The sequence below is a fragment of the Bradyrhizobium tunisiense genome (assembly GCF_042263385.1).
Classification (GTDB): domain Bacteria; phylum Pseudomonadota; class Alphaproteobacteria; order Rhizobiales; family Xanthobacteraceae; genus Bradyrhizobium; species Bradyrhizobium tunisiense.
Map to the genome: position 1 here is coordinate 851,188 of NZ_JBHLEV010000002.1, position 24,812 is coordinate 875,999.

General features: G+C 63.8%; 22 protein-coding genes. 14 read left to right on the plus strand and 8 right to left on the minus strand.

Features of this window, described 5'->3' with window-relative positions; genetic code table 11:
* Positions 1-4: 4 nt before the first annotated feature.
* Positions 5-1,213 carry a sll1863 family stress response protein gene (locus ACFDR6_RS11445; RefSeq protein ID WP_375858306.1) on the minus strand — a complete coding sequence of 403 codons (1,209 nt, stop codon included), beginning with the start codon at positions 1,211-1,213 and terminating at the stop codon, positions 5-7.
* Positions 1,214-1,248: 35 nt separating this feature from the next.
* Between ACFDR6_RS11445 and ACFDR6_RS11450 the strand changes: the two genes are divergently transcribed.
* Together ACFDR6_RS11450 and ACFDR6_RS11455 are read left to right on the plus strand one after the other, a co-directional pair.
* Positions 1,249-3,408, plus strand: coding sequence for a VTT domain-containing protein (locus ACFDR6_RS11450; RefSeq protein WP_375858307.1), 2,160 nt, complete (start codon positions 1,249-1,251; stop codon positions 3,406-3,408).
* Complete coding sequence (locus ACFDR6_RS11455; protein ID WP_375858308.1) at positions 3,408-4,082, plus strand: endonuclease/exonuclease/phosphatase family protein; 675 nt, start codon at positions 3,408-3,410, stop codon at positions 4,080-4,082. The genes ACFDR6_RS11450 and ACFDR6_RS11455 overlap by 1 nt, the downstream gene beginning before the upstream one ends.
* Positions 4,083-4,361: 279 nt before the next feature.
* On the opposite strand, the gene ACFDR6_RS11460 is transcribed toward ACFDR6_RS11455, so the two are convergent.
* The gene (locus ACFDR6_RS11460; protein WP_317239559.1) at positions 4,362-5,525 is read right to left on the minus strand and encodes an ATP-binding protein; all 1,164 of its coding nucleotides are present in this window, start codon (positions 5,523-5,525) and stop codon (positions 4,362-4,364) included.
* A 592-nt stretch (positions 5,526-6,117) separates the two neighbouring features.
* Between ACFDR6_RS11460 and ACFDR6_RS11465 the strand changes: the two genes are divergently transcribed.
* A complete protein-coding gene (locus ACFDR6_RS11465) occupies positions 6,118-6,309 on the plus strand; it encodes a hypothetical protein (protein WP_375858309.1) in 192 nt (63 codons plus the stop codon).
* Positions 6,310-6,355: 46 nt separating this feature from the next.
* On the opposite strand, the gene ACFDR6_RS11470 is transcribed toward ACFDR6_RS11465, so the two are convergent.
* On the minus strand, positions 6,356-6,580 hold the full coding sequence (locus tag ACFDR6_RS11470) for a hypothetical protein (RefSeq protein ID WP_212085393.1): 225 nt from the start codon (positions 6,578-6,580) through the stop codon (positions 6,356-6,358).
* Positions 6,581-6,774: 194 nt separating this feature from the next.
* On the opposite strand from ACFDR6_RS11470, the gene ACFDR6_RS11475 reads away from it, so the two are divergent.
* The gene (locus ACFDR6_RS11475) at positions 6,775-7,065 is read left to right on the plus strand and encodes a hypothetical protein (protein WP_212085385.1); all 291 of its coding nucleotides are present in this window, start codon (positions 6,775-6,777) and stop codon (positions 7,063-7,065) included.
* Positions 7,066-7,090: 25 nt separating this feature from the next.
* Here the strand turns inward: ACFDR6_RS11475 and ACFDR6_RS11480 are convergent, their stop codons facing one another.
* Positions 7,091-7,219, minus strand: a complete 129-nt coding sequence (locus tag ACFDR6_RS11480; RefSeq protein ID WP_375858311.1) for a hypothetical protein — start codon at positions 7,217-7,219, stop codon at positions 7,091-7,093.
* Between the two features lie 804 nt (positions 7,220-8,023).
* On the opposite strand from ACFDR6_RS11480, the gene ACFDR6_RS11485 reads away from it, so the two are divergent.
* Entirely contained in the window at positions 8,024-8,950 is a 927-nt protein-coding gene (locus ACFDR6_RS11485; RefSeq protein ID WP_317239556.1) for a septal ring lytic transglycosylase RlpA family protein, read from the plus strand.
* On the opposite strand, the gene ACFDR6_RS11490 is transcribed toward ACFDR6_RS11485, so the two are convergent.
* The gene (locus ACFDR6_RS11490) at positions 8,947-9,900 is read right to left on the minus strand and encodes an alpha/beta fold hydrolase (protein ID WP_375858312.1); all 954 of its coding nucleotides are present in this window, start codon (positions 9,898-9,900) and stop codon (positions 8,947-8,949) included. The genes ACFDR6_RS11485 and ACFDR6_RS11490 overlap by 4 nt on opposite strands.
* 152 nt (positions 9,901-10,052) lie before the next feature.
* Between ACFDR6_RS11490 and ACFDR6_RS11495 the strand changes: the two genes are divergently transcribed.
* The 9 genes from ACFDR6_RS11495 (at position 10,053) to ACFDR6_RS11535 (ending at position 19,758) form a co-directional block, all read left to right on the plus strand.
* Entirely contained in the window at positions 10,053-11,315 is a 1,263-nt protein-coding gene (locus ACFDR6_RS11495) for a D-alanyl-D-alanine carboxypeptidase family protein (protein ID WP_375858313.1), read from the plus strand.
* Between the two features lie 2 nt (positions 11,316-11,317).
* Positions 11,318-12,004, plus strand: a complete 687-nt coding sequence (tmk, locus tag ACFDR6_RS11500; protein WP_375858314.1) for a dTMP kinase — start codon at positions 11,318-11,320, stop codon at positions 12,002-12,004.
* A complete protein-coding gene (locus ACFDR6_RS11505) occupies positions 12,001-13,047 on the plus strand; it encodes a DNA polymerase III subunit delta' (protein ID WP_375858315.1) in 1,047 nt (348 codons plus the stop codon). Before tmk ends, ACFDR6_RS11505 begins: the two co-directional genes overlap by 4 nt.
* Positions 13,048-13,094: 47 nt before the next feature.
* Complete coding sequence (gene metG / locus ACFDR6_RS11510) at positions 13,095-15,068, plus strand: methionine--tRNA ligase (protein ID WP_375858316.1); 1,974 nt, start codon at positions 13,095-13,097, stop codon at positions 15,066-15,068.
* 13 nt (positions 15,069-15,081) lie between these two features.
* Positions 15,082-15,858, plus strand: a complete 777-nt coding sequence (locus tag ACFDR6_RS11515; protein WP_375858317.1) for a TatD family hydrolase — start codon at positions 15,082-15,084, stop codon at positions 15,856-15,858.
* Between the two features lie 13 nt (positions 15,859-15,871).
* Positions 15,872-16,669 (plus strand): MBL fold metallo-hydrolase, encoded by a 798-nt coding sequence (locus ACFDR6_RS11520; RefSeq protein ID WP_375858318.1) that lies wholly within the window; start codon positions 15,872-15,874, stop codon positions 16,667-16,669.
* 208 nt (positions 16,670-16,877) lie between these two features.
* Positions 16,878-17,426: a TRAP transporter small permease gene (locus tag ACFDR6_RS11525; RefSeq protein ID WP_212085360.1), complete on the plus strand. Its 549-nt coding sequence runs from the start codon at positions 16,878-16,880 to the stop codon at positions 17,424-17,426.
* A gap of 2 nt (positions 17,427-17,428) precedes the next feature.
* Positions 17,429-18,742 (plus strand): TRAP transporter large permease, encoded by a 1,314-nt coding sequence (locus ACFDR6_RS11530; RefSeq protein ID WP_375858319.1) that lies wholly within the window; start codon positions 17,429-17,431, stop codon positions 18,740-18,742.
* A gap of 38 nt (positions 18,743-18,780) precedes the next feature.
* Positions 18,781-19,758 carry a TRAP transporter substrate-binding protein gene (locus tag ACFDR6_RS11535; protein ID WP_212085355.1) on the plus strand — a complete coding sequence of 326 codons (978 nt, stop codon included), beginning with the start codon at positions 18,781-18,783 and terminating at the stop codon, positions 19,756-19,758.
* Between the two features lie 60 nt (positions 19,759-19,818).
* Here the strand turns inward: ACFDR6_RS11535 and ACFDR6_RS11540 are convergent, their stop codons facing one another.
* The 3 genes from ACFDR6_RS11540 to ACFDR6_RS11550 are packed head-to-tail and all read right to left on the minus strand — an operon-like array spanning position 19,819 to position 24,428.
* The gene (locus tag ACFDR6_RS11540; RefSeq protein ID WP_375858320.1) at positions 19,819-21,468 is read right to left on the minus strand and encodes an acyl-CoA synthetase; all 1,650 of its coding nucleotides are present in this window, start codon (positions 21,466-21,468) and stop codon (positions 19,819-19,821) included.
* A 23-nt stretch (positions 21,469-21,491) separates the two neighbouring features.
* Positions 21,492-23,381 (minus strand): TRAP transporter large permease, encoded by a 1,890-nt coding sequence (locus ACFDR6_RS11545; RefSeq protein WP_317239546.1) that lies wholly within the window; start codon positions 23,379-23,381, stop codon positions 21,492-21,494.
* Between the two features lie 15 nt (positions 23,382-23,396).
* Entirely contained in the window at positions 23,397-24,428 is a 1,032-nt protein-coding gene (locus ACFDR6_RS11550) for a TRAP transporter substrate-binding protein (protein ID WP_375858321.1), read from the minus strand.
* Positions 24,429-24,812 lie beyond the last annotated feature (384 nt).

Here is a 24,812-nt window from a genome sequence, read left to right on the forward strand (position 1 = left end):
AACCTCAACTCTTCACATTCCCGCCTTTCAATGCGTCCCACGCGGCCTGGTTCGCTTGGTCGAACGCCCTGCGGGATTCGGCGAGCGCGGCGCTCAGGACCGACCAGGATTCGCTGCCGGCCTGCTTCAGCTTCTGCAGACGCGCTTCTGCTTCTGACGCATCGGATTTCATCTGCTTGAGCGCCGCGTCGACATCGACGGTGCGGGCTGCGGCGACTTTGCCTGCGGCCTCGCGGAATTTGTCCGCGGCTTCGCGCCAGGCCTTGGCTTGTGCGGCGGCAACGTCCTTGAACGTGGCCTGCTGCTGCTCGAGCTGCTTGCCTGCGCCCTCGAAGTAGGTCTTCACCTGGGCTTCAAATCCAGCCCATTGCTTTTCCAGATCGGCCTTGGCGTCCGTCCAGGCGGCTTCGCCTGCTGCCGCCTGGGTCTTGAGCGCCGCCTGAAACTCGTCGCGGCGCTTCGTCAGATCGGACAGGAGCTGATCGGTCTTGACCTTGGATTCGGCTTTGGCCTGACCGGCCTTGACCTCGAACGAAGCCAAGGCTGCATCCATTTCGTCGATCCGCTCCTTGGCCCAATTGAGGTAGAAATGCATGCTGCTCTGCTGTGACATGGCCGTCTCCATCTGCTGCCGGCGCAAGGTTCCCAGAGCTTCGGCCGGCTCGTATTGACCTGTCTCAATGATGTTGGTGGTCTCACGAAATTGCGATTGCCGCCGCACGGCGCGTTCGGAACTGACAACGGGCTGAGCTTCCGTTCTGACTTCCAGCGCCGAGGACGGTTCGAGCCTATGCACCCGCGGGCTGGAGGTCGCCAGGCCTATAGGAACCTGGCCCTTGGTTGGCCCGTTGTTCGCAATCTCGTCCACCCACGGAGCGCGCCCTTGGAAAGCACGATCATCGGAGAATTCGACACGCGCCGCGTCGCCGAGCTTGCGGTTGAGCATGTTGTGCAGGAATGCGGCGTGCCGCGGAGCGATGTCTTCGTTCAGCCCGCCGGCGGCGCCAACACGGCGGGGACGCGTCCGGCAGGTAGCGACGCCAAATCCGCGCCGGCGCCAGAGGGCCGGCAGAAGCTGGAGGGTCTGATCGAGGTCTCCGTGGACTTTCACGGCGATGCCCCTGAGAAGATCGCGGACGTCCTGAGGGACGCCGGTGCACAGAATATCCGAACAAAATAGCGGCACTCGGCGACTGCGCCGAGCGAGCGCCATGCGTCCGCCGAACAGCCGCCTCCGTTCCTGAAGCCGTGGAACCCCTTGAGCATCCACCGCGTTTAGACGCGAATGCAAATTGCGAGGTCCATCTGCTTCAGAGTTCATCGACCCTGATCCCCGGCGACACCGTCTGGCGGCGGTGCAAGGCGCAGCGTGTCGCGGTTCTGAACGATGCCGCCGCTTATTTCGGGGCCCTCCGGGAGGCGCTGCTGGAGGCGCAGGATCTCGTCTACATCATCGGATGGGATATCCATAGCGAGACCAGGCTGGTCGGAGCTGCCGGACATGCGGACGACGGCTTGCCGGAACAGCTTGGCCCGTTCCTGCGCGCGCTGGTTCAAAGGCATCCCGCCTTGCAGATCAACATCCTCGCCTGGGACTTCGTCTCGTTTTATGCCTCCGAAAGGGAATGGAATTCCGCGGCAAAATTCACGGCCGACACGGATGGCCGCGTCCGTTTTCATCTGGATTCCACACTTCCGTTTGGCTCCGCCCAACACCAGAAGATCGTCTGTGTCGACGGTTCACTGGCGTTCGTCGGCGGGCTTGATCTGACCATCAGGCGCTGGGACACGAGTGACCATCGCGCAGATCACGCATTGCGCTGCGACCCACAGGGCAAGCCGTACCCGCCGTTTCATGATGTTCAATGCATGGTCGACGGGGACGCCGCAGAGCAGCTGTTCGAGCTCGCGGAGCAACGCTGGCGTGCGGCCGGCCAACAGGTCGATGATCGGCGCGCGCTGAAGAGCAGTCGCTGGCCGGCGAATGTGCCGGTCGAGGCCGAGCACATGCCGGTGGGGATCGCCAGAACCGAGGTGGTCTGTCCCGCCGGCTCGACCATCAGGGAGGTCGAACGCTCGTTCATCGCAGCGATCCGGTCGGCGACGAGCTTCGTCTACGTCGAAAATCAGTTCACCAGCGCCACTACGATGGCGCGCGTATTGGCGGAGCAGATGCGTCGCGTGCCGTCGCTTCGGGTCCTGATCGTCGCGCCGAAACTGCATTCCTCGTGGCTGGAATCCCAAGCCATGCAAAACGGCCGGGGCGCCTTCATCGACTGCTTCAGCGATGTCGGCGTGGCCGATCGCATCCGCTTTGTCTACCCGGTCTCGCGCAGTGGCAACAAGGAAGCCGCCGTGATGGTGCACAGCAAGCTTCTGGTCGTCGACGACCGGATATTGAGGATCGGTTCGGCCAATCTGAACAATCGGTCGATGGGAGCCGACAGCGAATGCGATCTCATCTTTGAAGCCGCCACCGATGAGCATCGGGATTTCATCATTTCGGTGCGACGTCGCCTGATCGCCCACTTCTGCGGCCTCGACGAGGAGACCATCGCGCATAACGAGCCGCGGCTGTTCGCTCTGCTCGACGACGTATCCAAGGCCGATGGGGCAGCAAAGACGTTGCGGAAAGTAGAGTCTTCCGTCCTGACCAGCACACTGGCCAACATGGTTCAGCCGGTGGCGGACCCCGAACTGCCGCTTCATCTGGAACGCGCTGCGTCGCGCATGTGGACTACGAAGACGATCATCGGGATCGTCGCGATCGCCGTGGGTCTTTTGGGATTGGGGATGGCCTGGTCCTACACGTCCTTGAGCAACTACGCCGACACGGGCCATGTTTCGGCGCTCCTGTCTGCCTATTCGCAGTCCGTCTGGGGGCCGCCGCTCGCGATCGCCGCCTTTGTTCTCGGAGGGCTGGTCATCTTTCCGGTTCTCGTCCTCATTGCGGCAACGGCTGCCGCACTCGGGCCATGGCTGGGCTTCGTCAGCGCCATGGTGGGCGTATTCCTCAGCGCTCTCGTCCTTTTTGCGATCGGACGGGTGCTCGGCCGAGAGCGCCTTCAGCGCTTGCTGGGGCGACGTGCCGCGCGCATCCAGGAACGTGTGGTCGGCAAGGGTATTCTGGCCGTCGTCGTCATCCGGATGATTCCGATAGCGCCGTTCTCGGTGGTGAACGTCGTGGCCGGCGCGAGCACGCTGCCCCTGCGTGACTTCATGGTTGGCACGTTGCTGGGCATGACGCCCGGGATCCTCGCCATGGCCGTTCTGGGCGCCCAGATCGCGGATCTCGCCAGGAACGCGTCCTGGACCAACATGTTGCTGCTCGTCTTGGCGTTCCTGGGCTGGCTCGGGATCTGCGCGGGCGCACAGTTCGTCGCGACCTGGCTTGCCGGGAGACGCTGATGGCGTCGGTGCGCTTCATGACGTGGAACGTGCATGGCACGTTCAATCTCAATCCGAAGTTCGATCTGGAAGGTGTCTGCTCCATCCTGCGCAAATGGACCCCCGATGTCGTCGCGCTCCAGGAGGTGGATTCGCGATCGCGGACAGACGATCCGTTCGCGAAGTTGGCGAGCGTCGTCGGCGATCACCGGGTGCATGCCAAGTCGATCGTCACCGAGGACGGCGATTACGGTCAGATGCTGCTGAGCCGCTTTCCATTCTCCGGCGTGCCCGAGATCGTCGACGTGTCGTATCGCGAGCGGGAGCCGCGCAGAGCGATTGCCACGGATTTGCTGACGCCTGCCGGCGACGTGCGCGTGGTGGCCACGCATCTCGGCCTGAGCATCCACGAACGCTATGCGCAAGCCCGGGCTCTGGTGAGCCTGGTGAGGCCGGCAAGGACCGTCGTCCTCGGCGACTTCAACGACTGGTTCTGGGTCAGATCGGTGCGGCGGGTCCTGGCGCAGGTCTGTCCAAACCGTACGCGGCTTCGAACTTTCCCGTCGCGCTTGCCCCTGATGCGGCTCGACCGCATCTACGCAACGTCCGACAGCCGGATCGGGAAAGTCTGGACCGACGCAGAGGCGAGGGCCTATTCAGACCATCTGCCTGTCATTGCAGACATCGAGATCTAGGTTGCGTACATCATCCATGTCGACCGCCGAGAGTAAGCGCAGCTCTGCGGCCCTTTTGAACTATCACCGGGTCGTCATCCGTGGGGTCTACTTGGACGCCGATGGAGGGCAGAGTTCGGCTCTTGTTTACAGGCCACTCGGGTGCATCTCGCGCCGGCGCCTTCAAGACATTGGAATAGAGTTCGTCCCGATCGTCTCTCTCGGAGAGATCACGATGGGAGAATGCGACATGAATTAACCAGGCAGCGATCTGCGCAGCGTAATTTCGCTGGCTCAAAGCTACGCGCGCGGCAGCTGAACAGTGAAGGTTGTGCCCTTCTTCTCATCCGAGGTGACAGAGATCTTGCCACCATGAGCTTCGATAATCAGCCTCGCGATATAAAGGCCCAGCCCGAGATGGGTATGCCCGCCGGGGTCATTGACCTGCCCACGTACCCCCGACTCGAAAATAGCCCTCTGGTTTTCAACAGGAATGGTCGGGCCAAAATTGTGAACATTCAAGGTGACCGCGTCGGGATCGTTGCCCGCGATCGCCACTGTGACAGGACTGCATGAATCGCTGTACTGGATCGCGTTGCCCATCAGGTTGGATAGCACCTGTCCCATCCGAGCCGCGTCCCAAAAACCAACTGGATCGCCTTCGAGTTCGACCTTTACGACCTGGGCTTCATTGATGCTCCGCAGCTCATCTGCAATCGTCTGGCAGAGCTTCGCGATATCGCTCTTTGCTTTCGTAATCGGGATATCAGTTCCGAAAGACGATCGGGTGAGATCAAGCAGATCATTCAGAATGCGCGTCGCACGCTCGGTGGTCCGGACCAGCTCAGACACCACTTTCGCCTGCTTGGGATCGCTCGTTCCCCATCGTTCCATCCGTTGAGCGGCCATGGAAGCAGCCCCTATCGGATTGCGCAAATCGTGACCTAAGATGCCTAGGAACAGGTTTCGCGAATTATCGATCGTTTTCGTATAGTGAGCGACCGATTCCGTTACCGCCTGATCTATAGACTCGTTGAAGCGGGTGAGATCATCGATATCGGTGGTGGCAAGAGTTTTGTGGCCAGCCACCCATTGCTTGACGACACTTGCTCGTAATGCTCGGTATTCCGAAACCATTTGATCGATGTCAAAGCCGTCCGCGAGACGCAGAGCGGCGTGCACCTCCGCTGCGGTATGACGAAAAGGCCCGGCACCGTCGCTCAGGCCGTGAGATTTATCGACCTGTTCGTGTGGCGTTTGCGCGGACGCCAAGTCCGCAGCGACGAAGTTGAGAATATCAACAATGTGGTCTTTCAAAGCGAGCTTCGACATGCCGTCGCTGGCAGGCGAGCGCGTACCCGCAAACTGGATCCACTCGTCGATGATCGCGGCCTGGTTCTGCCGAATGAAATCTGCCAGACGGGCGTGATCGCGCTCTTTGGCGATGTCGTTGGGTTTACTCAAGCCGGCCCTCTGACTTCATTGCGCTCTTCTGTGCTACGCCAACGTTCGGAGCATCCTTTATCGCGCTAAGCCTTTGCCAGCTTAGTGAGCGCATGAAGCCGTGTACAGCTGAAGCTTCAGTTTCTGCTTAAGCAACGGCAGAGCGCCTGCGATGACTTTGTTGCTATGCTGACCGTTGGCTGGAACTCCGAGTTTGGTCTTGGAGATCCGACGACCGTCAGGTCGTCTCAGGGCGGGAAGGAAGGCGCCGATGCGAACTCGGGTATTCACTTGCTGGCTCTGGTTCACCGCAGACGAGCTCGAGCGCCGGTCCGCGGGATCAACGGCTCCTCGATGAAGACCTTTCCTGCTGTTCGCTTCTGCGACTGACCAGCAACGTCGCGCGCTGACGACGCCGACCGAATGTCCGAATTGAGTGGAACGCCGCCGCTTTGCCCTGACGGGCCAGCGAGCGCGGAGGCGATGGAAAAACCCTTGTTGCAGAAGGGCTTGGCTACTGTGCATGGGGTTGTTTTGGCAAAATTTGAGGGCGGGGCGCCATGCCGCTTAGCGGGCACGCGGAACTTTTTCCTCGCCACCGCGTTCTCCTGGCATGACTGAAGACCTTTCCTTCCGACGCAAACCGTTGACCCCCGAGCAGCGCCAGGCGCGCGATGCCGCACGCCGGATCGAGGCCGAAAAGGCCATGCGCGACCATGAAGTTGCGCAGAAGGCGTTTTACGACAACAAAGAGCGGCTGCGAGCCGAGCGCCTCGCACGCGAAGCCGCGGCGGCAAAAGGGTGACTTCCCAGGCCTTGCGCCAGCCAGTCTCCTGAGGCGATCTGACCGGCTAGTGCCGGTTCGACATCCGCGTTGCGCTCAGGGCCAGGACGAGCGCCTGGACCGCCCCCACGAAGGGTCCGCGGGGCGATCGCGCCTCGATCGCTTCGGCTGCGATGCGGCAGTCCTCGGCGACCTTGAGCAGCCCGCTTCGGGTCAGGTCCATGGTGGAGAGGGCGGCCTGCTCCAGGCAGACCCGTTCAAGCCGTCGAAACTCCCGCAGCTCTTTGTTCATGCGTCAGCTCTCGGTGTGTCCGCAGTCATGCGGCGCTGAGTCTGCTTAACGAGTGGTTAACGGTCTCCACCTAGCCGGCTTGGCTGGCGCCGAGCTTGTGCGGCTGCACGCGCGCGGGCCTTCGGCAGCTCGCGGCCTTTCGTGCTAGCGTGCTTCGCGGCCATCATGCGACGGCCGGGAACGGGAGGCGGGGAGTGAGCAGGGGCGGCTTCGGTCGATGGGCCAGAGGGATCGCGCTCGGCGGCGCCATCATGGTTGGCTCCGGCACCGTCGAGGCTTCGGCGACACCGCTGACGCCGTTCCGTTACGAGGAGCAGGCGCAGCGTCATTGTCCGCACGACAAGGTGGTCTGGCTCGATTTCAGGAAAGCGCTTTACTACCGCAAGGGTCAGAAGCGGTACGGCCAGGGGTTCGACGGCAGCTTCGTCTGCCAGAACGAGGCCCGCGACAACTTCTATCGCCGCTCCCTGCTGGGCGTGCGCTGAGCGGCACGTGCGCCCGGCGGTGCGGCTATTTCTGACCGGCCAGCTTCGCCGGTATGTGCGGCGAAGTGCTGATGACCCGGGGACTTCCGTCGGGGTAGGTGCGGTCGCCGCGGATCAGGGATTCCAGAACCAGGAAAAATTTCTCAGCAAGCATTTGCTTCACCTTCGGTGGTGATGGCCTCTTGAAATGAGTCGAGGCGTCGAAAGCGGAAATTCAATCAACTGAACGGGAGCAGGGCGATCCCGAGGTGATCGCGATGCTGCATCGCGGTGTAGTTGCCGTTGGAAAACGGGAAAGCGTGGCTGTGTTCAGGCGAAGGCCAGTGCCACGAGGCTCGAGCAGAGCAGGACCAAGCCGCTGGCGGTCAATGCCAGGAAGCTATCGGATACCAGGTCATGGTTGCGCATGGGACACCTGTCGCTCTTGTCTTCGATGCTCGACCGGATCGATCAAAAAATTCGCCGAACGCGCCGTCTTGAAAGAGGTGATGCTTGCCGTTCGCGTGAGTGCCTCAGGCCCTCGTGCGATAGCCTTCAAACGCATGGGCCAGGAAGATCCCCGCGCTTACCAGACCCATCAGTGCCGAAACCGTCTCGATCATCGTTAAATTCCAAATCCCGCCCTTGCATGCGAGAAAACGCGTGCGGCCTTGCACAGTCAAAAGAATTTCGGCGAGCGGCGCGACAATGGGGATGGAGTGAGGATTTGGCGCAACAGAATGTCCAGCCGTGGTACAGCGCAGGCGCCATTGCCCCGTAGAACAACGGAAAAATGCGAACGTCCCGTTTACCATGCCGGCGGGATCGCTGCGGGCTCCCCATTTCCGCCGTGTTCGGGTTGCGTTATCGTTACTGCTTCCGATGCGGTGGTGGGCCGCTTCGGATTGAAGGACCGGACTGCACTCCCCGTAGCCATCACGGGTTGGGTAGACCTCCGGCAAAGTGGTATTTGGGGCGCATGGGGATCCGACGGTCAGATTCGGTTTTGCGGGCGGCGCGCGGCGTTGCGGCGGCCGCGACCTGCCTTGCGCTTGCCAATTGCGCTTCCTCGAACAAATTCGCCAGCCGCGTCGATCCGAAATACGGCGTGTCCTCGAGCCCCCGGGTTGTGGCTTTCGGGGACCCGGTCCCGAAGGGCGGCGGCGCCTACCGCGTCGGCAAGCCCTATGTCGTGGCGGGCAAGACCTATGTGCCGGAGGAGGACGTCAACTATCGCGCCGAGGGCATGGCCTCCTGGTATGGCGACGACTTCCACGGCCGCCTGACCGCAAATGGCGAAGTGTTCGACATGACGTCGCTGACGGCGGCGCATCCGACCCTGCCGATGCCGTCCTATGCGCGGGTGACCAATGTCTCGAACGGCAAGTCGCTGATCGTCCGCGTCAATGACCGCGGGCCCTATCACGGCAACCGCCTCATCGACGTCTCGAACAAGGCCGCCGAACTGCTTGAATTCAAAGGCCATGGCGTCGCCAAGGTCCGCGTCGAATATGTCGGCCGGGCACCGCTTGAAGGCTCCGACGACCGCCAGCTTCTGGCAACCCTGCGTACCGGCGTTCCGGCGCCATCGCCCTCGATGGTCCGCGTTGCCTCGGCAAAGCCCTTCGTGCCGGAATTGCCGGGATCGAGCCGTGGTGCCATTCGCGGCGACGTGCCGATGCCGGAGGGGCGGCCCTATAATCTCGGCAACACCTCCGCCGATATGGCCTCGCTCAACGCGACCTCGGAAATGTCCGCCTCGAGCCGCGGCCGCGGCCGGGCGGTCCAGAACACCCGTGCGGTGTCCTACGACGGGGAGGGCCGCTACGCCGCCGAGAACGTGTCCTCATCGGCCGACGGCGCCGCCGAGGCCCGCAACATCCTGAGCGGTCGCGGCCTCTACTAGGCCGCGCTCTCCCTCAAGAACCTCACGAGCGCCGCGTTCACTTCGTCGGGCCGTTCCTGCTGCACCCAATGGCCGGCGCCCTCGATGATCAGCTTTTGCTTCAGATTGGGCAGCACGCGCTCGAGCTCATTGACGCGCTTGGCGCCGATCAGGCCGGTGATGACGGCGTCCTTCGAGCCAGCGATGAACAGTGACGGCTGTCGGATCTGCGCATCCTGCCAGGGCGCCGTCAGCTCCCAATTGCGGTCGATGTTGCGGTACCAGTTCAGCCCGCCGCGAAAGCCGGATTTGCGGAAGCTCTCGGTGAAGTAGGCGAGGTCGGCCTCGCTGAGCCAGCCGGGCAGCGGCTCCTCGGCGGTGGCATGGCTGAGAAAGCCCTTGCCCTCCTGCACGAACATGGCGGCGGAGGGGTCGGCCAGGCCGCGGCCGCCGAGCACGATGCGCATGGTGCGGGCGACGTCGCGTTCCAGCTCGGCCTCGGCGACGCCGGGCGTCTGGAAGTACTGCCAGTAGAAATTGGTCACGCCGCCCTGGCGCAACAAATCGAGCGGCTTGCCGCGGCCGCGGAACGGCGGCGGCACGCTCAGGCCGGCGACCGCAGTGAAGATGTCGGGCCGGAACAACGCCGCGTGCCAGGCGACCGGTGCGCCCCAATCGTGACCGACCACCATCGCCTTGGTCTCGCCGAGCGCCTGCACGAGGCCGACGACATCGCCGACCGTGTCGAAGATCGAATAGGCGGCAACGTCAGGCGGCGCGGCGCTTTGGCCATAGCCGCGCATGTCGGGGGCGACGACGTGAAAGCCTGCTTCCACCAGCGCAGGGATCTGGTGGCGCCAGGAGTAAGACAGCTCAGGCCATCCATGGCACAGTACCACCAGCGGACCCTGGCCGGCCTCGCGGACAAAGAGATCGATGCCGTTGGTCTTGATCACGCGGGTGGAAGACATCGCTTTTCCGCCTTGTTTCAGGGGTTTGGTCGAGAAACATGAGGCGCCACGATAGGGGCGCGGCGAGAATCGTGCAATCTCGCGGCAAGCGTCCAACCTCGTGTTGTTCGCACCGGTTCCAACTGTTAGAACGCCGCTCTCAGGGCTTGGCCATGGCATTACGTCCCTCTTCGCTTCGTTGCACCCGCTTCACCGCCGGAGCGCTGGTGCGCGGGCTGATCGCGACGGTTCTGGCCGTAGGCATAAGCTGGGGTGGGGCGGTTCTGGCCGCCAATCAGAGCGTCCAGGGCGCCAAGAAGACGGACGATGCCGGCTTCGACGGCGATGCTCCGACCGCCATCCTGATCGAAGCCTCCAGCGGAAGCGTGCTGTTCGAGAAGAACGCCGACGAGCTGCGCGCGCCCTCCAGCATGATGAAGCTGATGACCGCGGAGGTGGTCTTCAATGCCATCAAGAAGGGCGACATCAAGCTGACCGACGAGTACCGGATCAGCGAGAACGCCTGGCGCCGGGGCGGCGCGCCCTCGGGCGGCTCGACCATGTTCGCTGCGATCAATAGCAAGGTCTCGGTCGACGATCTGCTGCGCGGGGCGATCATCCAGAGCGGCAACGACGCCTGCATCGCGCTTGCGGAGGCCATGGCTGGTAACGAGAAGATCTTCGCGGCCGACTTCATGACCAAGCGCGCCCGCGAGCTCGGCATGACCAAGTCGACCTTCGGCAACTCCAGCGGGCTGCCCGATCCCGCCAACAAAATGACGGTGCGCGAGCTCGGCATCCTGGCCCGGCATATCATTCTCGACTTCCCGGAATTCTACAAACTGTTCGGCGAGAAGGAGTTCACCTGGAACAAGATCCGCCAGCCCAACCGCAACCCACTGCTCAATTCGATGGAGGGCGCCGACGGCCTCAAGACCGGCTACACCAAGGAAGGCGGCTACGGCATGGTCGGCTCGGCGGTGCAGAACGGCACGCGGCTGATCGTCGTCGTCAACGGGCTCGACGATCCCGATGATCGTGCCACCGAAGCCAGGAAGATGCTGGAATGGGGTTTTCGCAATTTCGAGACCCGTACGCTGATCGCGGCCGAGCAGCCCGTCGGCTACGCCAAGGTGTTTGGCGGCGAGAGCCGCTCGGTCAAGCTCGTCGCCAAGACTCCGGTGAAGGTGATGGTGCACAAGAACGGCAACGACAAGCTGATTGCGCGCATCGTCTATAGCGGCCCGGTGCGGGCGCCGGTCGAGGCGGGCCAGCGGGTCGGCGTGGTCAGGGTCTGGCGCAGTGGCAACATCGCGGTGGAGACGCCGGTCTATGCCGCTGAAGCGATCGGGACCGGCTCGACCGTGCGGCGCGCGATCGACGGCGCCAGCGAGCTCGTGATCGGCATGTTCCGCGCAGGCGCCGAGAAGCTCTGATCATGAGTGAGAGCGCGGCACAGCGGCCGTCCGGACGCGGACGCTTCATCACCTTTGAAGGCGGCGAGGGCACCGGCAAGTCGACCCAGATCAAGAAGCTCGCCGACCGCCTCAAGCAGGCGAAGTTGCGCATCCGGGTCACGCGTGAGCCGGGCGGCTCGCCGGGGGCCGAGATCATGCGTCATCTGGTGCTGTCCGGCATGGGCAAGCTGCTCGGGCCCGAAGCCGAAACGCTGTTGTTTGCCGCGGCACGCGATGACCATGTCCGCACCGTGATCCTGCCTGCGCTCAACCAGGGCACCTGGGTGCTGTGCGACCGCTTCGCCGATTCCACGCGGGCCTATCAGGGCAGCCTCGGCCGTGTGCCCGCCGGCCTCATCAACGCGATGCAGCGGGTTACCATCGGCGACCTCAAGCCGGATCTTACCATCATCCTCGACCTTCCGGTCGAGATCGGTCTCCAGCGCGCCGCCACGCGCCGCGGCGGCGGCACGGCCGACCGGTTCGAGAGCGAGCAGCTCAGCTTCCACCAGGGCCTGCGCGAGGCCTATCGCAGAATCGCCGCGGACGAGCCCGCGCGCTGCGTGCTGATCGACGCCAATTCAGACCCGGATACTGTTGCGGCCCGAGTCTGGACGGCGCTGCGCGATCGTCTGCTGCCCACACCGGCCTCGGTGGTTTCCGCATGAGCCCGCGTCAGACCGAGCGTGAAAGCGCCATTCCGCATCCGCGCGAGACCAGCCGTCTGTTCGGACATCGCGAGGCCGAGACGGCGCTGCTGACGGCCTATCGCAGCGGGCGGATTCCGCATGCCTGGTTGATTGGCGGTCCGCAAGGGATCGGCAAGGCAACCCTGGCTTATCGCATGGCGCGCTTCGTGCTCGCCCATGGCCAGCCGCTGCTAGCGTCCGTGCAGCGCGCCGAGAGCCTTGCAATCGGTCCCGATGACGCCTTCGCGCGGCAGGTGGCGGTCGGCTCGCATGGCGGGCTGCTGACGCTGGAGCGTACTGCCAACGACCGCGGCGTGATGCGCACCGTGATCACCGTCGACGAGACGCGTGAGACCATCGGCTTCTTCGGCTCGACGGCCGCCGCCGAAGGCTGGCGTGTCTGCATCGTCGACACCGTCGACGAACTCAATCCGAACGCGGCCAACGCGCTTCTGAAGATTCTCGAGGAACCGCCGCAGCGGTCGCTGTTCCTTCTGGTGAGCCACGCGCCGGCGCGCGTGCTGGCCACGATCCAGTCGCGCTGCCGCAAGCTTCGCCTGCGCCCGCTTGCCACGGATGATGTGATCGCGGCCGCAGCTTCGGCGGCCGAGCACGATCCGAACGATCCTGCGCTGCGCGAGGCGGCGGGGGCCTCCGAGGGCAGCGTTGCACGGGCCCTGACGTTGCTGGGCGGCGACGCGCTGAAGCTTCAGCAGCGCACGGCCGCGCTGCTCGCGCGCCTGCCTCAGGTCGATCCGCGCGAATTGCACACGCTCGGCGATTCGCTTGGCACCAGCGACCGCGTCGCGCTCGCCGCCTTCATCGACGGCATCGATCGCTGGATCGCGGAACGCCTGCATGCGGACGAGGCCAATGCCAACCAGAACCTGCCGCGCCTTGCGCGCCTAGCCGAGGTATGGGAAAAGATCGTCCGCGCCGCGCGTGACACCGAAACCTACAATCTGGAGCGAAAGCCCTTGGTTTTCTCGGTGTTCGGCTGGCTTGCGGATGCAACGCGCTAGGCGCAGATTCGATTCAAAAAATTCGAGAAGCCGTAAAGGAATTCGTCGTGGCAACGCGAGCTAAGAAAACCGCCAAGGGCAAGAAGGCTGCGAAGAAGGCAGCCAAGAAGACTGCCAAGAAAGCCACGAAGAAGGCTGTGAAGACGCTGACGCGCAAAGCTGGCAAGAAGGTCAAGGCGTCCAAGAAGGCCACCGCCACGAGGAGTGGGAAAAAGGGCGCAGCGAAACCGGCAAAGAAGGCCGCGAAGAAGCAAGTCATCGCCAAGAAGGCTGCGAAGCAAGCGGCCGCTAAAAAGCCCGCCAAGGCCCCTGCGAAGAAAGCAGCCAAGAAGCCTGCAGCGCCGGCCGTCGTCGCTGCGCCGGCTCCCGTCGTCACGCCGCCGAAGGCTGTGAAGCCCAGGGTGTCGAAACCCAAGGCGCCACCTGCGCCGAAGCCCGTCGCAGCCCCGCGAGCCGCAGCACCCGTCGCCGCCCCCGCGCGCGACAACGTCTTCTACATCACGACCGCGATCGCCTATCCCAACGGCAGCCCGCATATCGGTCACGCCTATGAGGCGATCGCGACCGATGTGCTCGCGCGTTTTGCGCGGCTCGACGGCAAGGACGTGTTCTTCCTGACCGGCACCGACGAGCACGGCCAGAAAATGGTGCAGACGGCGGCCGGCGAGAACATGTCCGTCTCCGCGCTCGCCGCCCGCAATGCCGGTCGCTTCAAGGAGATGGACGAGCGTCTGAACGTGTCGTTCGACCGCTTCATCCGCACGACCGAGGAGCAGCATCATCGCTCCAGCCAGGAAATCTGGCGACGCATGGAGGCGAACGGGGACATCTATGCCGACACCTATGCCGGCTGGTACTCGGTGCGCGATGAAGCCTATTACGCCGAGGACGAGACGCGCGTGAACGATGATGGCGTCCGGCTCGGACCGCAGGGCACGCCGGTCGAATGGGTCGAGGAGAAGAGCTATTTCTTCCGCCTGTCGGCGTACCAGGACAAGCTGCTCGAGCTGTACGCGGATCACCCCGATTTCATCGGCCCGGACTCGCGCCGCAACGAGGTGGTGAGCTTCGTCAAGGGCGGCCTGCGCGACCTCTCGATCTCGCGCACGACGTTCGACTGGGGCGTGAAGGTGCCCGGCGACGAAGAGCACGTGATGTATGTCTGGGTCGATGCGCTGACCAACTACATCACCGGCGTCGGCTTCCCCGACGAGACCGACAAGAACTGGCGCTATTGGCCGGCCGACGTGCACATCATCGGCAAGGACATCATCCGTTTCCACGCGGTATATTGGCCGGCATTCCTGCTGTCGGCCGGGATTCCGTTGCCGAAGCGGGTCTATGCCCACGGCTTCCTGTTCAGCAGGGGCGAGAAGATGTCGAAGTCGGTCGGCAACGTCGTCGATCCCTTCAATCTGGCCGACCAGTACGGCGTCGACCAGGTGCGCTATTTCTTCCTGCGCGAAGTGCCGTTCGGACAGGACGGCAATTACAACCACGAGGCCATCGTGGCGCGCATCAACGCCGACCTCGCCAACGATCTCGGCAATCTGGCGCAGCGCTCACTGTCGATGATCGCCAAGCAGCTCGGCGGCATATTGCCCGAGCCCGGCGAGTTCAGCGACAGCGACAAGGCGATCCTGGCGATGGCCGACGGCATGATCGCGACGTCACGGGAGGCCATGGCGACGCAGCAGATCCATCACTGGCTGAACGCCGTGTGGGCCGTGGTCGCCGAAGCCAACCGCTATTTCGCGGGCGAGGCGCCGTGGGCGCTCGCCAAGACCGATCCGGCCAGGCAGAAGACGGTGCTCTACGTCACCGCCGAAGTCGTGCGCCAGATCGCGATCCTGGCTCAGCCGGCGATGCCGACCGCATCTAGCCTGCTGCTCGACAGCCTCGGCATTCCCGCGGACGAGCGCAGCTTCGCCGCGCTGGGCGGCACATCGCGGATCGCGCCCGGTTCGGCGCTGCCGGCACCGACGCCGGCGTTCCCGCGCTATATCGAGCCGGCGGCCTGAGGGCGCTCGCGCGATGCTGGTCGACAGCCACTGCCATCTGGACTTTCCGGACTTTGCGGAAGATCTCGACGGGATCGTGTCGCGGGCGCGAGCGGCCGGCATCGGGCGCATGGTCACGATCTCGACGCGGGTGCGGCGACTGAAGGGCTTGCTCGCGATCGCCGAACGGTACGACGACGTCTATTGCTCGGTCGGCACCCATCCCCACAACGCGGATGAGGAAGACGGCATCGCTCCGGACGAGCTGGTTGCGTTGACGGAGCATCTCAAGGTCGTCGCGCTCGGCGAGGCCGGGCTCGACTATTTCTACGACAACGGCTCACCCGAGGCCCAGGCGAGGGGCTTTCGCGCTCACATCGCCGCCGCCCGCGCGACCGGCCTGCCGCTGGTGATCCACACCCGCGAAGCCGACGAAGATTGCGCGCGCATCCTGGAAGACGAGGCGGCAAAGGGACCGTTTCGCGCCGTGCTGCATTGTTACACGGGCGGACGCGAGCTGGCGCTGAAGGCGGTGTCGCTCGGGCTCTATATCGGTTTCACGGGAATCCTGACCTTCAAGAAATCGGAGACCTTGCGTGCGCTCGCGGCCGAACTGCCGTCCGATCGTATCCTGGTCGAAACCGACTCGCCCTATCTTGCGCCGGGCAAGTTCCGGGGCAAACGGAACGAACCGGCTTATGTCGTCGAGGTCGCCAAAGTGCTGGCCGAGACGCGCGGCGTTTCGCTTGACGAGATCTCGCGCCAGACCAGCGAAAACTTCTTCCGCCTGTTCTCGAAGGTGAAAGCTTGAAATCGGACGCCGCATGACGCTGACGCTGACGATCCTGGGCTGCGGCTCCTCCGCCGGTGTGCCGCGCCCGGCGCTCGGCTGGGGCGCCTGCGATCCCAACAACCCCAAGAACCGCCGTCGCCGTTGCTCGCTGCTGGTGGAACGTACCTCTGAGCACGGCACCACGCGCATCGTGATCGACACCTCGCCTGACCTGCGCGAGCAATTGCTCTCGACCAATGTCGATCACATCGACGCCGTGTTCCTGACGCACGAGCACGCCGACCAGACCCACGGCATGGACGATCTGCGCTCGGTCGTGATGCACATGCGCCGTCGTATTCCGACCTACTTCAACCAGTCGACCGCCAAGGACATCCTGTCTCGGTTCTCCTATTGCTTCATCTCGCCGGAGGGCAGCGACTATCCGCCGATCCTGACGCGGCATTCGATCGAAGCGGGCGGAAGCCAGACCATCCTGGGGAAGGGGGGCGCCGTAACGATGACCGCCTTTCTCGTCCAGCATGGCAACATTCCCGCGCTCGGCTATCGCATCGGGGATGCGGCCTACACGCCCGACCTCAACGACATCCCGCGCGAGAGCTGGGGTGCACTGGAAAATCTGGACCTCTGGATCGTCGACGGCTTGCGCTACACCAGCCATGTCAGCCATTTCAGCATCAACGACGCGCTGTCCTGGATCGAACGGTTTAAGCCGAAGCGGGCGGTCATTACCAATATGACCGCCGACGTGGATTACGAGGTGATCCGGCAATCGCTGCCCGCCGGCGTCGTGCCCGCTTTCGACGGGCTGCGGCTGGAGACGCGCTGAACTTGCGGTAGAAATTCCACCGCTCCCAGGCATAGTCCTTGCTTGCATCGGCTCCATCATGTTGATCTAACGTCTGAAAGGCAGGCGTTAGCCAGGGACGATGAGGCAGATCGGCGGCGGGCGATACTTGATTGCCGGGCCGGCCGGGATAGCCTCGTGCGATGATGGGGTTGGTGTGACAGGGGACGACGTAACGACCGGGGGATTCGTGCGACGCGCGCTTGATCTCCTTTATCTCGGCGCCGGCTACGCCGCGGGCGTCTTCCTGGTTGCAATCTTTGCAATCATGATGGCCATGTCGGTCGGGCGCCAATTTGCGATCAACATTCCCGCCGGCGACGATTTCGCGTCATGGTGCATGGCCGCAATGGCGTTCCTCGGCCTCGCTCACACCTTCAAGCGCGGAGAGATGATCCGCGTCGGCCTGCTGCTAGAGCATCTGCATGGGCGGACCAAGCAGATCGCCGAGATCGTTGCGCTCGGCATTGCCACCGCCTTCATCCTCTATTTTACGCGTCATGCGGTGCAGATGACGTACGATTCCTGGCGGTTCAACGACGTTGCGCAGGGAGTCGTCGCACTTCCGCTCTGGATTCCGCAGCTCGGCTTCGCCGGCGGGCTTGCGATCCTTTCGATTGCGATGATCGATGAAATGGTGAGGGTCGTCGGCGGCGACCGGCCGAGCTACGAGAAGGGCTCGCCGGACGAGACGCCTGACGAATTCATCGAGCGCATCTCGCAGGGCGGCGGAGGTTGACCATGGCCAATCTCGGCATGATCGAGCTGTCGTTCATCCTGCTCGGCGTCATGATCCTGCTGCTCGGAAGCGGCGTCTGGATTGCGGTCTCGCTCGGGCTGGTCGGCTTCGTGGCGATGGCGCTGACGACGAGCCTGCCGCTCGGCTCGGTGCTCGCCACAACCACCTGGAGCGCCAGCTCGTCGTGGACGCTGGCCGCGCTGCCGCTGTTCATCTGGATGGGCGAGATTCTGTTCCGCACCAAATTATCGGAGGAGATGTTCCGCGGCCTGTCGCCCTGGGTGCAGTGGTTGCCGGGGCGGCTCACGCATGTGAACGTGATCGGCTGCGGCATCTTTGCAGCGGTGTCGGGCTCGTCGGCCGCGACCTGCGCGACGATCGGCAAGATCGCGCTGCCGGAACTCGACAAGCGAGGCTATGACAAGGGGCTGAGCCTCGGATCGCTCGCGGGCTCCGGCACGCTCGGCCTGTTGATTCCGCCCTCGATCCCGATGGTGGTGTATGCGGTCACGGCGAACGTCTCCGTGCTTCAAGTGTTTCTCGCCGGCTTCCTGCCGGGATTGCTCGTGATCGCGCTCTATTCGGGCTACATCATCATCTGGTCGCTGCTCAACCCGAAGAAGGTTCCGCCGCGCGATCCGCCGATGCCGTTCCGGCAGAAGCTGCGCGAGTCGTCGAAGCTTGCGCCCTGCCTGCTGCTGATCCTGGCGGTCTTCCTCTCGCTCGTGCTGGGCTTTGCGACCGCCACCGAATGCGCCGCATGGGGCGTCTCAGGCGCGCTGCTGCTGGCGTGGTGGAGCGGCACGCTGACGCGCAAGAACTTCCTCGAGAGCATCATGAGCGCGACGCGCCTGACCTGCATGATCATGCTGATCCTGGCGGGCGCGGCCTACACCACGGCCGCGATGGCCTATACGGGCATTCCGGCCGCGCTCGCCACCTGGGTCGAGGGGCAGCAGCTCACGCCGGGCATGCTCGCGCTGTATCTGAGCGTCATGTATATTATCCTCGGCTGCCTGATCGACGGCATCTCAATGATCGTTCTGACTGCGGTCATCGTACTGCCGATGGTCAGGCAGGCCGGTCTCGATCTGGTCTGGTTCGGCGTCTACCTCATCATTCACGTCGAGATGGCCCAGATCACGCCGCCGGTCGGATTCAATCTGTTTGTGCTACAGAACATGAGCGGGCGCGACACCTTCACCGTCGCGCGGGCAGCGTTTCCGTTCTTCGTCCTGCTGCTCGTCTCCGTGTTCATCATCACGGAGTACCCGCAAATCGTGATGTTCTTGCCGAAGCTCGCTTTCCCAGACTGATCGTACCCGGTTTTCAGAATACAGTGAGGAGAAGTCCGATGATGTCTCGTTTATATCGCGCAGCATTGATCGCTGGCGCCATGGCAGCTGCGACACCCGCTTTGGCCCAGACCAAGTGGAATCTGCCGGCAGCCTATCCAGCAGATAATCCGCACTCCGAAAACCTGGTTGCCTTCGCCAAGGACGTCGATGCCGCCACGTCCGGCAAGCTGCTGATCACGGTTCATCCCGGAGCCTCGCTGTTCAAGGCGCCGGACATCAAACGCGCGGTGGTGACCGGGCAGGCGCAGATGGGCGAGGTGCTGCTCTCGATCCACGAGAACGAGGATCCGCTGTTCGGCATCGATGTCGTGCCGTTCCTCGCGACCAGCTTCCCGGACGCGACGAAGCTGTATCAGGCCTCCAAGCCCGCGATCGCCAAGAAGCTCGATGCACAGGGTCTCAAGCTGCTGTTCGTCGTGCCGTGGGCGCCGCAAGGCGTCTACGTCAACAAGCCGCTCGCCTCGATCGAAGACATGAAGGGCCTGAAGTGGCGCGCCTACAATGTCGGAACCGCGCGTATCGGCGAGCTGGTCGGCGCCCAGTCTGTCACGATCCAGGCTGCGGAGCTACCGCAGGCGCTCGCGACCGGCGTGGTGAATTCCTTCATGTCGTCTGGCGGCACGGGCTACGACTCCAAGGCCTGGGAGTCGTTGAAGTACTTCTACGACGTGCAGGCGTGGATTCCGAAGAACTACACCTTCGTCAACAAGGCCGCGTTCGACGCGCTCGACAAGCCGACCCAGGAGGCCATCCTCAAGGCGGCGGCAACGGCGGAGACCCGCGGCTGGAAGGCATGGCAGGACAAGAGCACCTGGTACCTCGATCAACTCAAGGCCAAGGGCATGAATGTCGAGCCGCCGAGCGCCGCACTCAAGGCCGGCTTCCAGAAGATCGGCGAACAGCTCACGGCCGACTGGCTCAAGAAGGCAGGGGCCGACGGTCAGGCCATAGTCGACGCCTACAAGAAGATGTGAGGACGATGCCGTCCGCCCGCCGCCTTCTGATGTGCGGGCGGACCATCCTTTGCAGCGCGCTCAGGTCGAGATCGCGTTCACTGATCCCACCTCGTTGCGCAGCAGGAATTTCTGGATCTTGCCCGTGGACGTCTTCGGGATGGGCCCGAACACGATCGCCTTCGGCGTTTTGAAGCCCGACATGTGGCTGCGGCAGAACGCGATGATATCGGCTTCGCTCGCGCTGGCGCCGTCCTTCAGCTCGACGAAGGCGCAGGGCACTTCGCCCCATTTCGGATCGGGCTTTGCGACCACGGCGGCGAACAGCACCGCCGGGTGCTTGTAGAGGATGTCCTCGACCTCGACCGAGGAGATGTTCTCGCCGCCGGAAATGATGATGTCCTTGGATCGGTCCTTGATGATGACGTAGCCGTGCTCGTCGAGCACGCCGAGATCGCCGGTGTGAAACCGGCCGCCTTCGAAGGCTTCCTTGGTCGCCTTCTCGTTCTTGAGGTAGCCCTTCATCACGATGTTGCCGCGGAACATGACCTCGCCGATGGTCTCGCCGTCGCGCGGCACCTCTTGCATGGTCTGCGGATTGATGACGGTGACGGCTTCCTGGAGCGGGTAGGGCACGCCCTGCCGGCGCTTCATGCGCGCGCGCTCGGGCGCGGGAAGCTCGTCCCAGCCGGGCTGCTCGGCGCAGACGGAGGCGGGGCCGTAGACCTCGGTCAAGCCGTAGACGTGGGTGAGCTTGATGCCGATGCCCTCGGCGCCTTCGAGCACCGCGACCGGCGGCGCTGCGCCCGCGATCAGGCCGACAACGCGGCGCGCCGTACTGCCTTTGGGCGCATCCGGAGCGTTGATCAGCGTATTGTAGACGATCGGCGCGCCGCACATGTGGGTGACGCCGTGCTGCCTGATCAGCTCGAAGATCCTGGTCGGCTCGACCTTGCGCAGGCAGACGTTGATGCCGGCTGAGGCTGCGATGGTCCAGGGGAAGCACCAGCCGTTGCAGTGAAACATGGGCAGCGTCCAGAGATAGACCGGATGCTGGCCGAGATTGCCGGCAAGGATGTTGCTCACGGCATTGAGATAGGCGCCGCGATGATGGGTCACGACGCCCTTGGGATTGCCTGTCGTGCCCGAGGTGTAGCTCAGCGCGATCGCGTCCCATTCGTCGCCCGGCGTGATCGCCGCGAAGCCTGGATCGCCCTGGGCGACGGCTGCCTCGTACTCGATCTCGCCGATGCGCTTGCCGCCCTTGAACGATGCGTCGTCGACGTCGACGACGAGCGGCTTGGGCCCCTTCATCTGCGCCAGCGCGTCGGTGATGACGCCCGAGAATTCCGGATCGACCAGGATGATCCTGGCGCCGCCATGCTCGAGCTGAAACGCGATCGAAGGTGCATCGAGACGGATGTTGAGGGCGTTGAGCACGGCGCCCGTCATGGGCACGGCGAAATGCGCCTCGTTCATCGCCGGGATGTTCGGCAGCATCGCCGCCACGGTGTCGCCGACGCCGATGCCTTTGCTGGCGAGCCAGGACGCAAAGCGCTTGCAGCGCTCATGGGTCTGCGCCCATGTGAAGCTGCGGCCTTCATAGACCGTGCTGACGTGATCGGGATAGACCGCGGCGCTGCGCGCCAGGAAGCTCAGCGGGCTCAACGGCACGTAGTTGGCGGGGGTCTTGTCGAGGCCGATATTGTACTGGTTCTGCCGCTCACTCATCGACACCCTCCTTAAACCGCGCCTCAAAGGAATCCGATCGAGATCCAGGGGAAGATCGCAACGATGATCAATCCCACCAGCAGCGCCAACAGATAGCCCCAAATCGGCCTGATGCCTTCGGCCGGATCGACGCGTCCGATGGCGCAGGCGGCATAATAGCCGACACCGAACGGCGGGGCGAATAATCCGATGCCCATGGCGAGAATGATCACCATGGCATAGTGCACCTCGTGCACGCCGACGGCACGGGCGATCGGGAACAGCAGCGGCCCGAACAGCACGATCGCCGGGATGCCCTCCAGCACGCTGCCGAGGATGACGAAGGCCAGGATCGAGACGGCGATGAAGGTCGCCGCTCCCCCGGGCAATCCGGTCATGGCCGCGGCCAGCGAGCGCGAGAAGCCGGATTGCGTCAGGCCCCAGGCCATGCCGGTCGCCGTGCCGATGATGAGGAGGATCGCACCCGACAGCGCCGCAGTTTCGACCAGCATCGGAAACAGCCGCGACCAGTCGAACCGGCGGTAGACGAGGAGGCCGACGAGGGCGCCATAGACGATGCCGATGGTGGAGACCTCGGTCGCGGTCGCGATGCCCTCGACCACGGCGTAGCGGATGACGAAGGGCAGTGCGAGCGCGGGCAGGGCGACGATGAAGGTCTTGCCGATCTCACCCCCCGTGGCGCGGCGCACGTGGCTCATGTCCTCATGGCGATAGCGCCACCACACCAGCATGCAGAGCGTGATCGCGAGCACGACGCCAGGGAGCAGGCCGCCGGTGAACAGCGCCGCGATCGAAACGCCTGTCACCGAGCCGATCGTGATCAGCACCAGGCTCGGCGGAATGGTCTCGGTCTGGGCTCCCGTCGCTGCCAGAAGCGCGACGAGATCGCCGGGCTTGGCGCCGCGCTGTTTCATCTCCGGGAACAGCACGGGCGCGACAGCCGCCATGTCGGCAGCCTTTGCGCCGGAGATGCCGGAGACCAGGTACATGGCGCCGACCAGCACATAATGCAGCCCGCCGCGGACATGTCCGAGCAGGCTCGCCAGGAACGCCACCATGGCGCGTGCCATGCCGGTCATCTCGATCAGGAGCCCCAGGAACACGAACAGCGGCACGGAGAGCAGGATGAGATGGCTCATGCCCTCGTCCATCCGCCCGACCAGCACCATCACAGGTGTGTGCGTGGTCAGCGCCAGATAGCCGAAGATGGCAAGACCAAAGCCGAACGCAATGGGAACGCCGGCGAAGACGCAGAAGCCGGCGACGCCGACGAAGAAGATGACGAGGTTGAGATTGCCGAGCGGCCGCAGCAACGGCTCCGCCAGCCAGAACAGGCCGATGAGGACGGTGACCGACAGCACGGCAGCCGCGACCATCCGGTAATCGGCCGCGCGCAGCAGCCGCAGCAAGGCAAAGGCCGCCATCAGGCCGATGCCGGCCGGCAGCGCGGCAGCGCGCCACATATTGGAGATCTGCAGCGCGGGCGTGGTGATGTAGCTTTCCTCATAGGCATAATCGCCGGACGGCCAGACGATCAGCGCCAGGAACGCCAGCGCCGCTGCGGTCGCGACCAGATCGAGATAGGCCCGCATCGCCGGTCTTGCGCTGGCCACGATGGCCGTCATGCGCATGTGCTCGGAGCGGCGGAACGCAACCGCGGCGCCCAGCATGGCAAGCCACAGGAACAGGATCGAGGCCAGCTCGTCCGACCAGATCAGCGGCCGGTGCAGACCGTAGCGCGCGACCACGCCGGCAAACAGGATCACGATCTCGGCGACGACGAGGGCGGCCGTCGGAATTTCGACGATCAGACCGAGAACGCGCTCGAGCGATGCCAGCAACGAAGGTCGGCGAGGGGACTGAACAGTCGCCTCGCCCGCCACTTCGATCACCTCGGCCTCGAGATGAGCCATAACGGCCCCGACGCGTTACGACAGCTTGCCCACGGCCTTTTCCAGCAGGTCCCAGGCCTGGTCGCCATATTTGCCCTTCCACTCGGCATAGAAGCCGGCGGTGCGCAGCTTGTCGCGGAACGGCGCCACGGCCGGCTGATTGAAGGTCAGGCCCTTGGACGCGAGCTCCTGCTGCAGGTTGGCGTTGAGTTTGGCGGTATCCTCGCGCTCCTTGATGGCGGCGCCGTTGATGTTCTTGGCGACGATGGTGCGCACGTCCTGCGGCAGCTTTTCCCAGGCTCTGCGGTTGGCGAGGAACCAGAAGCCATCCCACATGTGGTTGGTCAGCGAGCAGTACTTCTGCACCTCGTAGAGCTTGGCGGTCGAGATAATCGCCAGCGGGTTTTCCTGGCCTTCGACGATCTTGGTCTGGAGCGCCGAATAGACCTCGCTGAAATTGATCGAGGCGGGCGCGGCGTCGAATGCCTTGAACATCGAGGTCCACAGCGGCGACACCGGCACGCGGATCTTGAAGCCCTTGAGGTCGTCAGGACCGGTGATCGGCTTGCTCGACGAGGTGGTCTGGCGGAAGCCGTTGTCCCAGATCTTGTCCATGACCTCGAGACCGGCCTTCTTGACCTCGCCGCGGACATGGGCGCCGAGGTCGCCGTCCATGGCCTTCCAGACCGTGTCGTAGTCCGGGAACGCGAAGCCGATGCCGTTGATGGATGCGGCCGGCACCAGGGTCGACAGGATCAGGCCGGACAGCGTGAAGAACTCGACGCCGCCGGAGCGGATCTGGCTCAGCATGTCGGTGTCGGACCCGAGCTGGTTGTTCGGGAAGATCTGGAGGTCGAACTTGCCGTTCGTCTCGCTCTTGATCGCCGCCGCCATCTCCTTGGCGCGGACGTTCAGCGGATGGGTATCCGGCAGGTTGTTGGCGTATTTGTAGGTGAACTCGGCGCTCTGGGCGCGGGCCACATGGGGCGCGCCGATGCCGCCCAGGACCGCGGTCGCGGCGGAGGCCTTGAGAAGCGTGCGTCGGGAAAAGCGCGTTGAAAAGACCATGGGTCTGCTTCCTCGGAAGGTTTGTTGTTGTTCTGAGATGCAAACCTATACGGACGGGAGGTCAGAAGGTCATCAGCGATCTCGCGAGGCCCGCTTATTGCAGCCGGACAAGGTCACCGCAATATCGGCTTTCGGAGAGATTGATCCGATTCAAAATCTGAAAAACAACCCCATGCACAGGAGCCTGCAAACGGTCGAGGCGCAGACCAAAAATTGGATCGAGCGGAGGTGTCATGACAGGAATTCGGTCTAAGTATTTGATCGGATTCTAGATAAAGATATTCCATAATATACCTTATGCGAATCACGGGTGTGGGCATGGTTGTTCCGGCAAGACGAACACAGGCTGCTCAGGACGGCGTCCGACCTCCTCCGAAGGCGGCG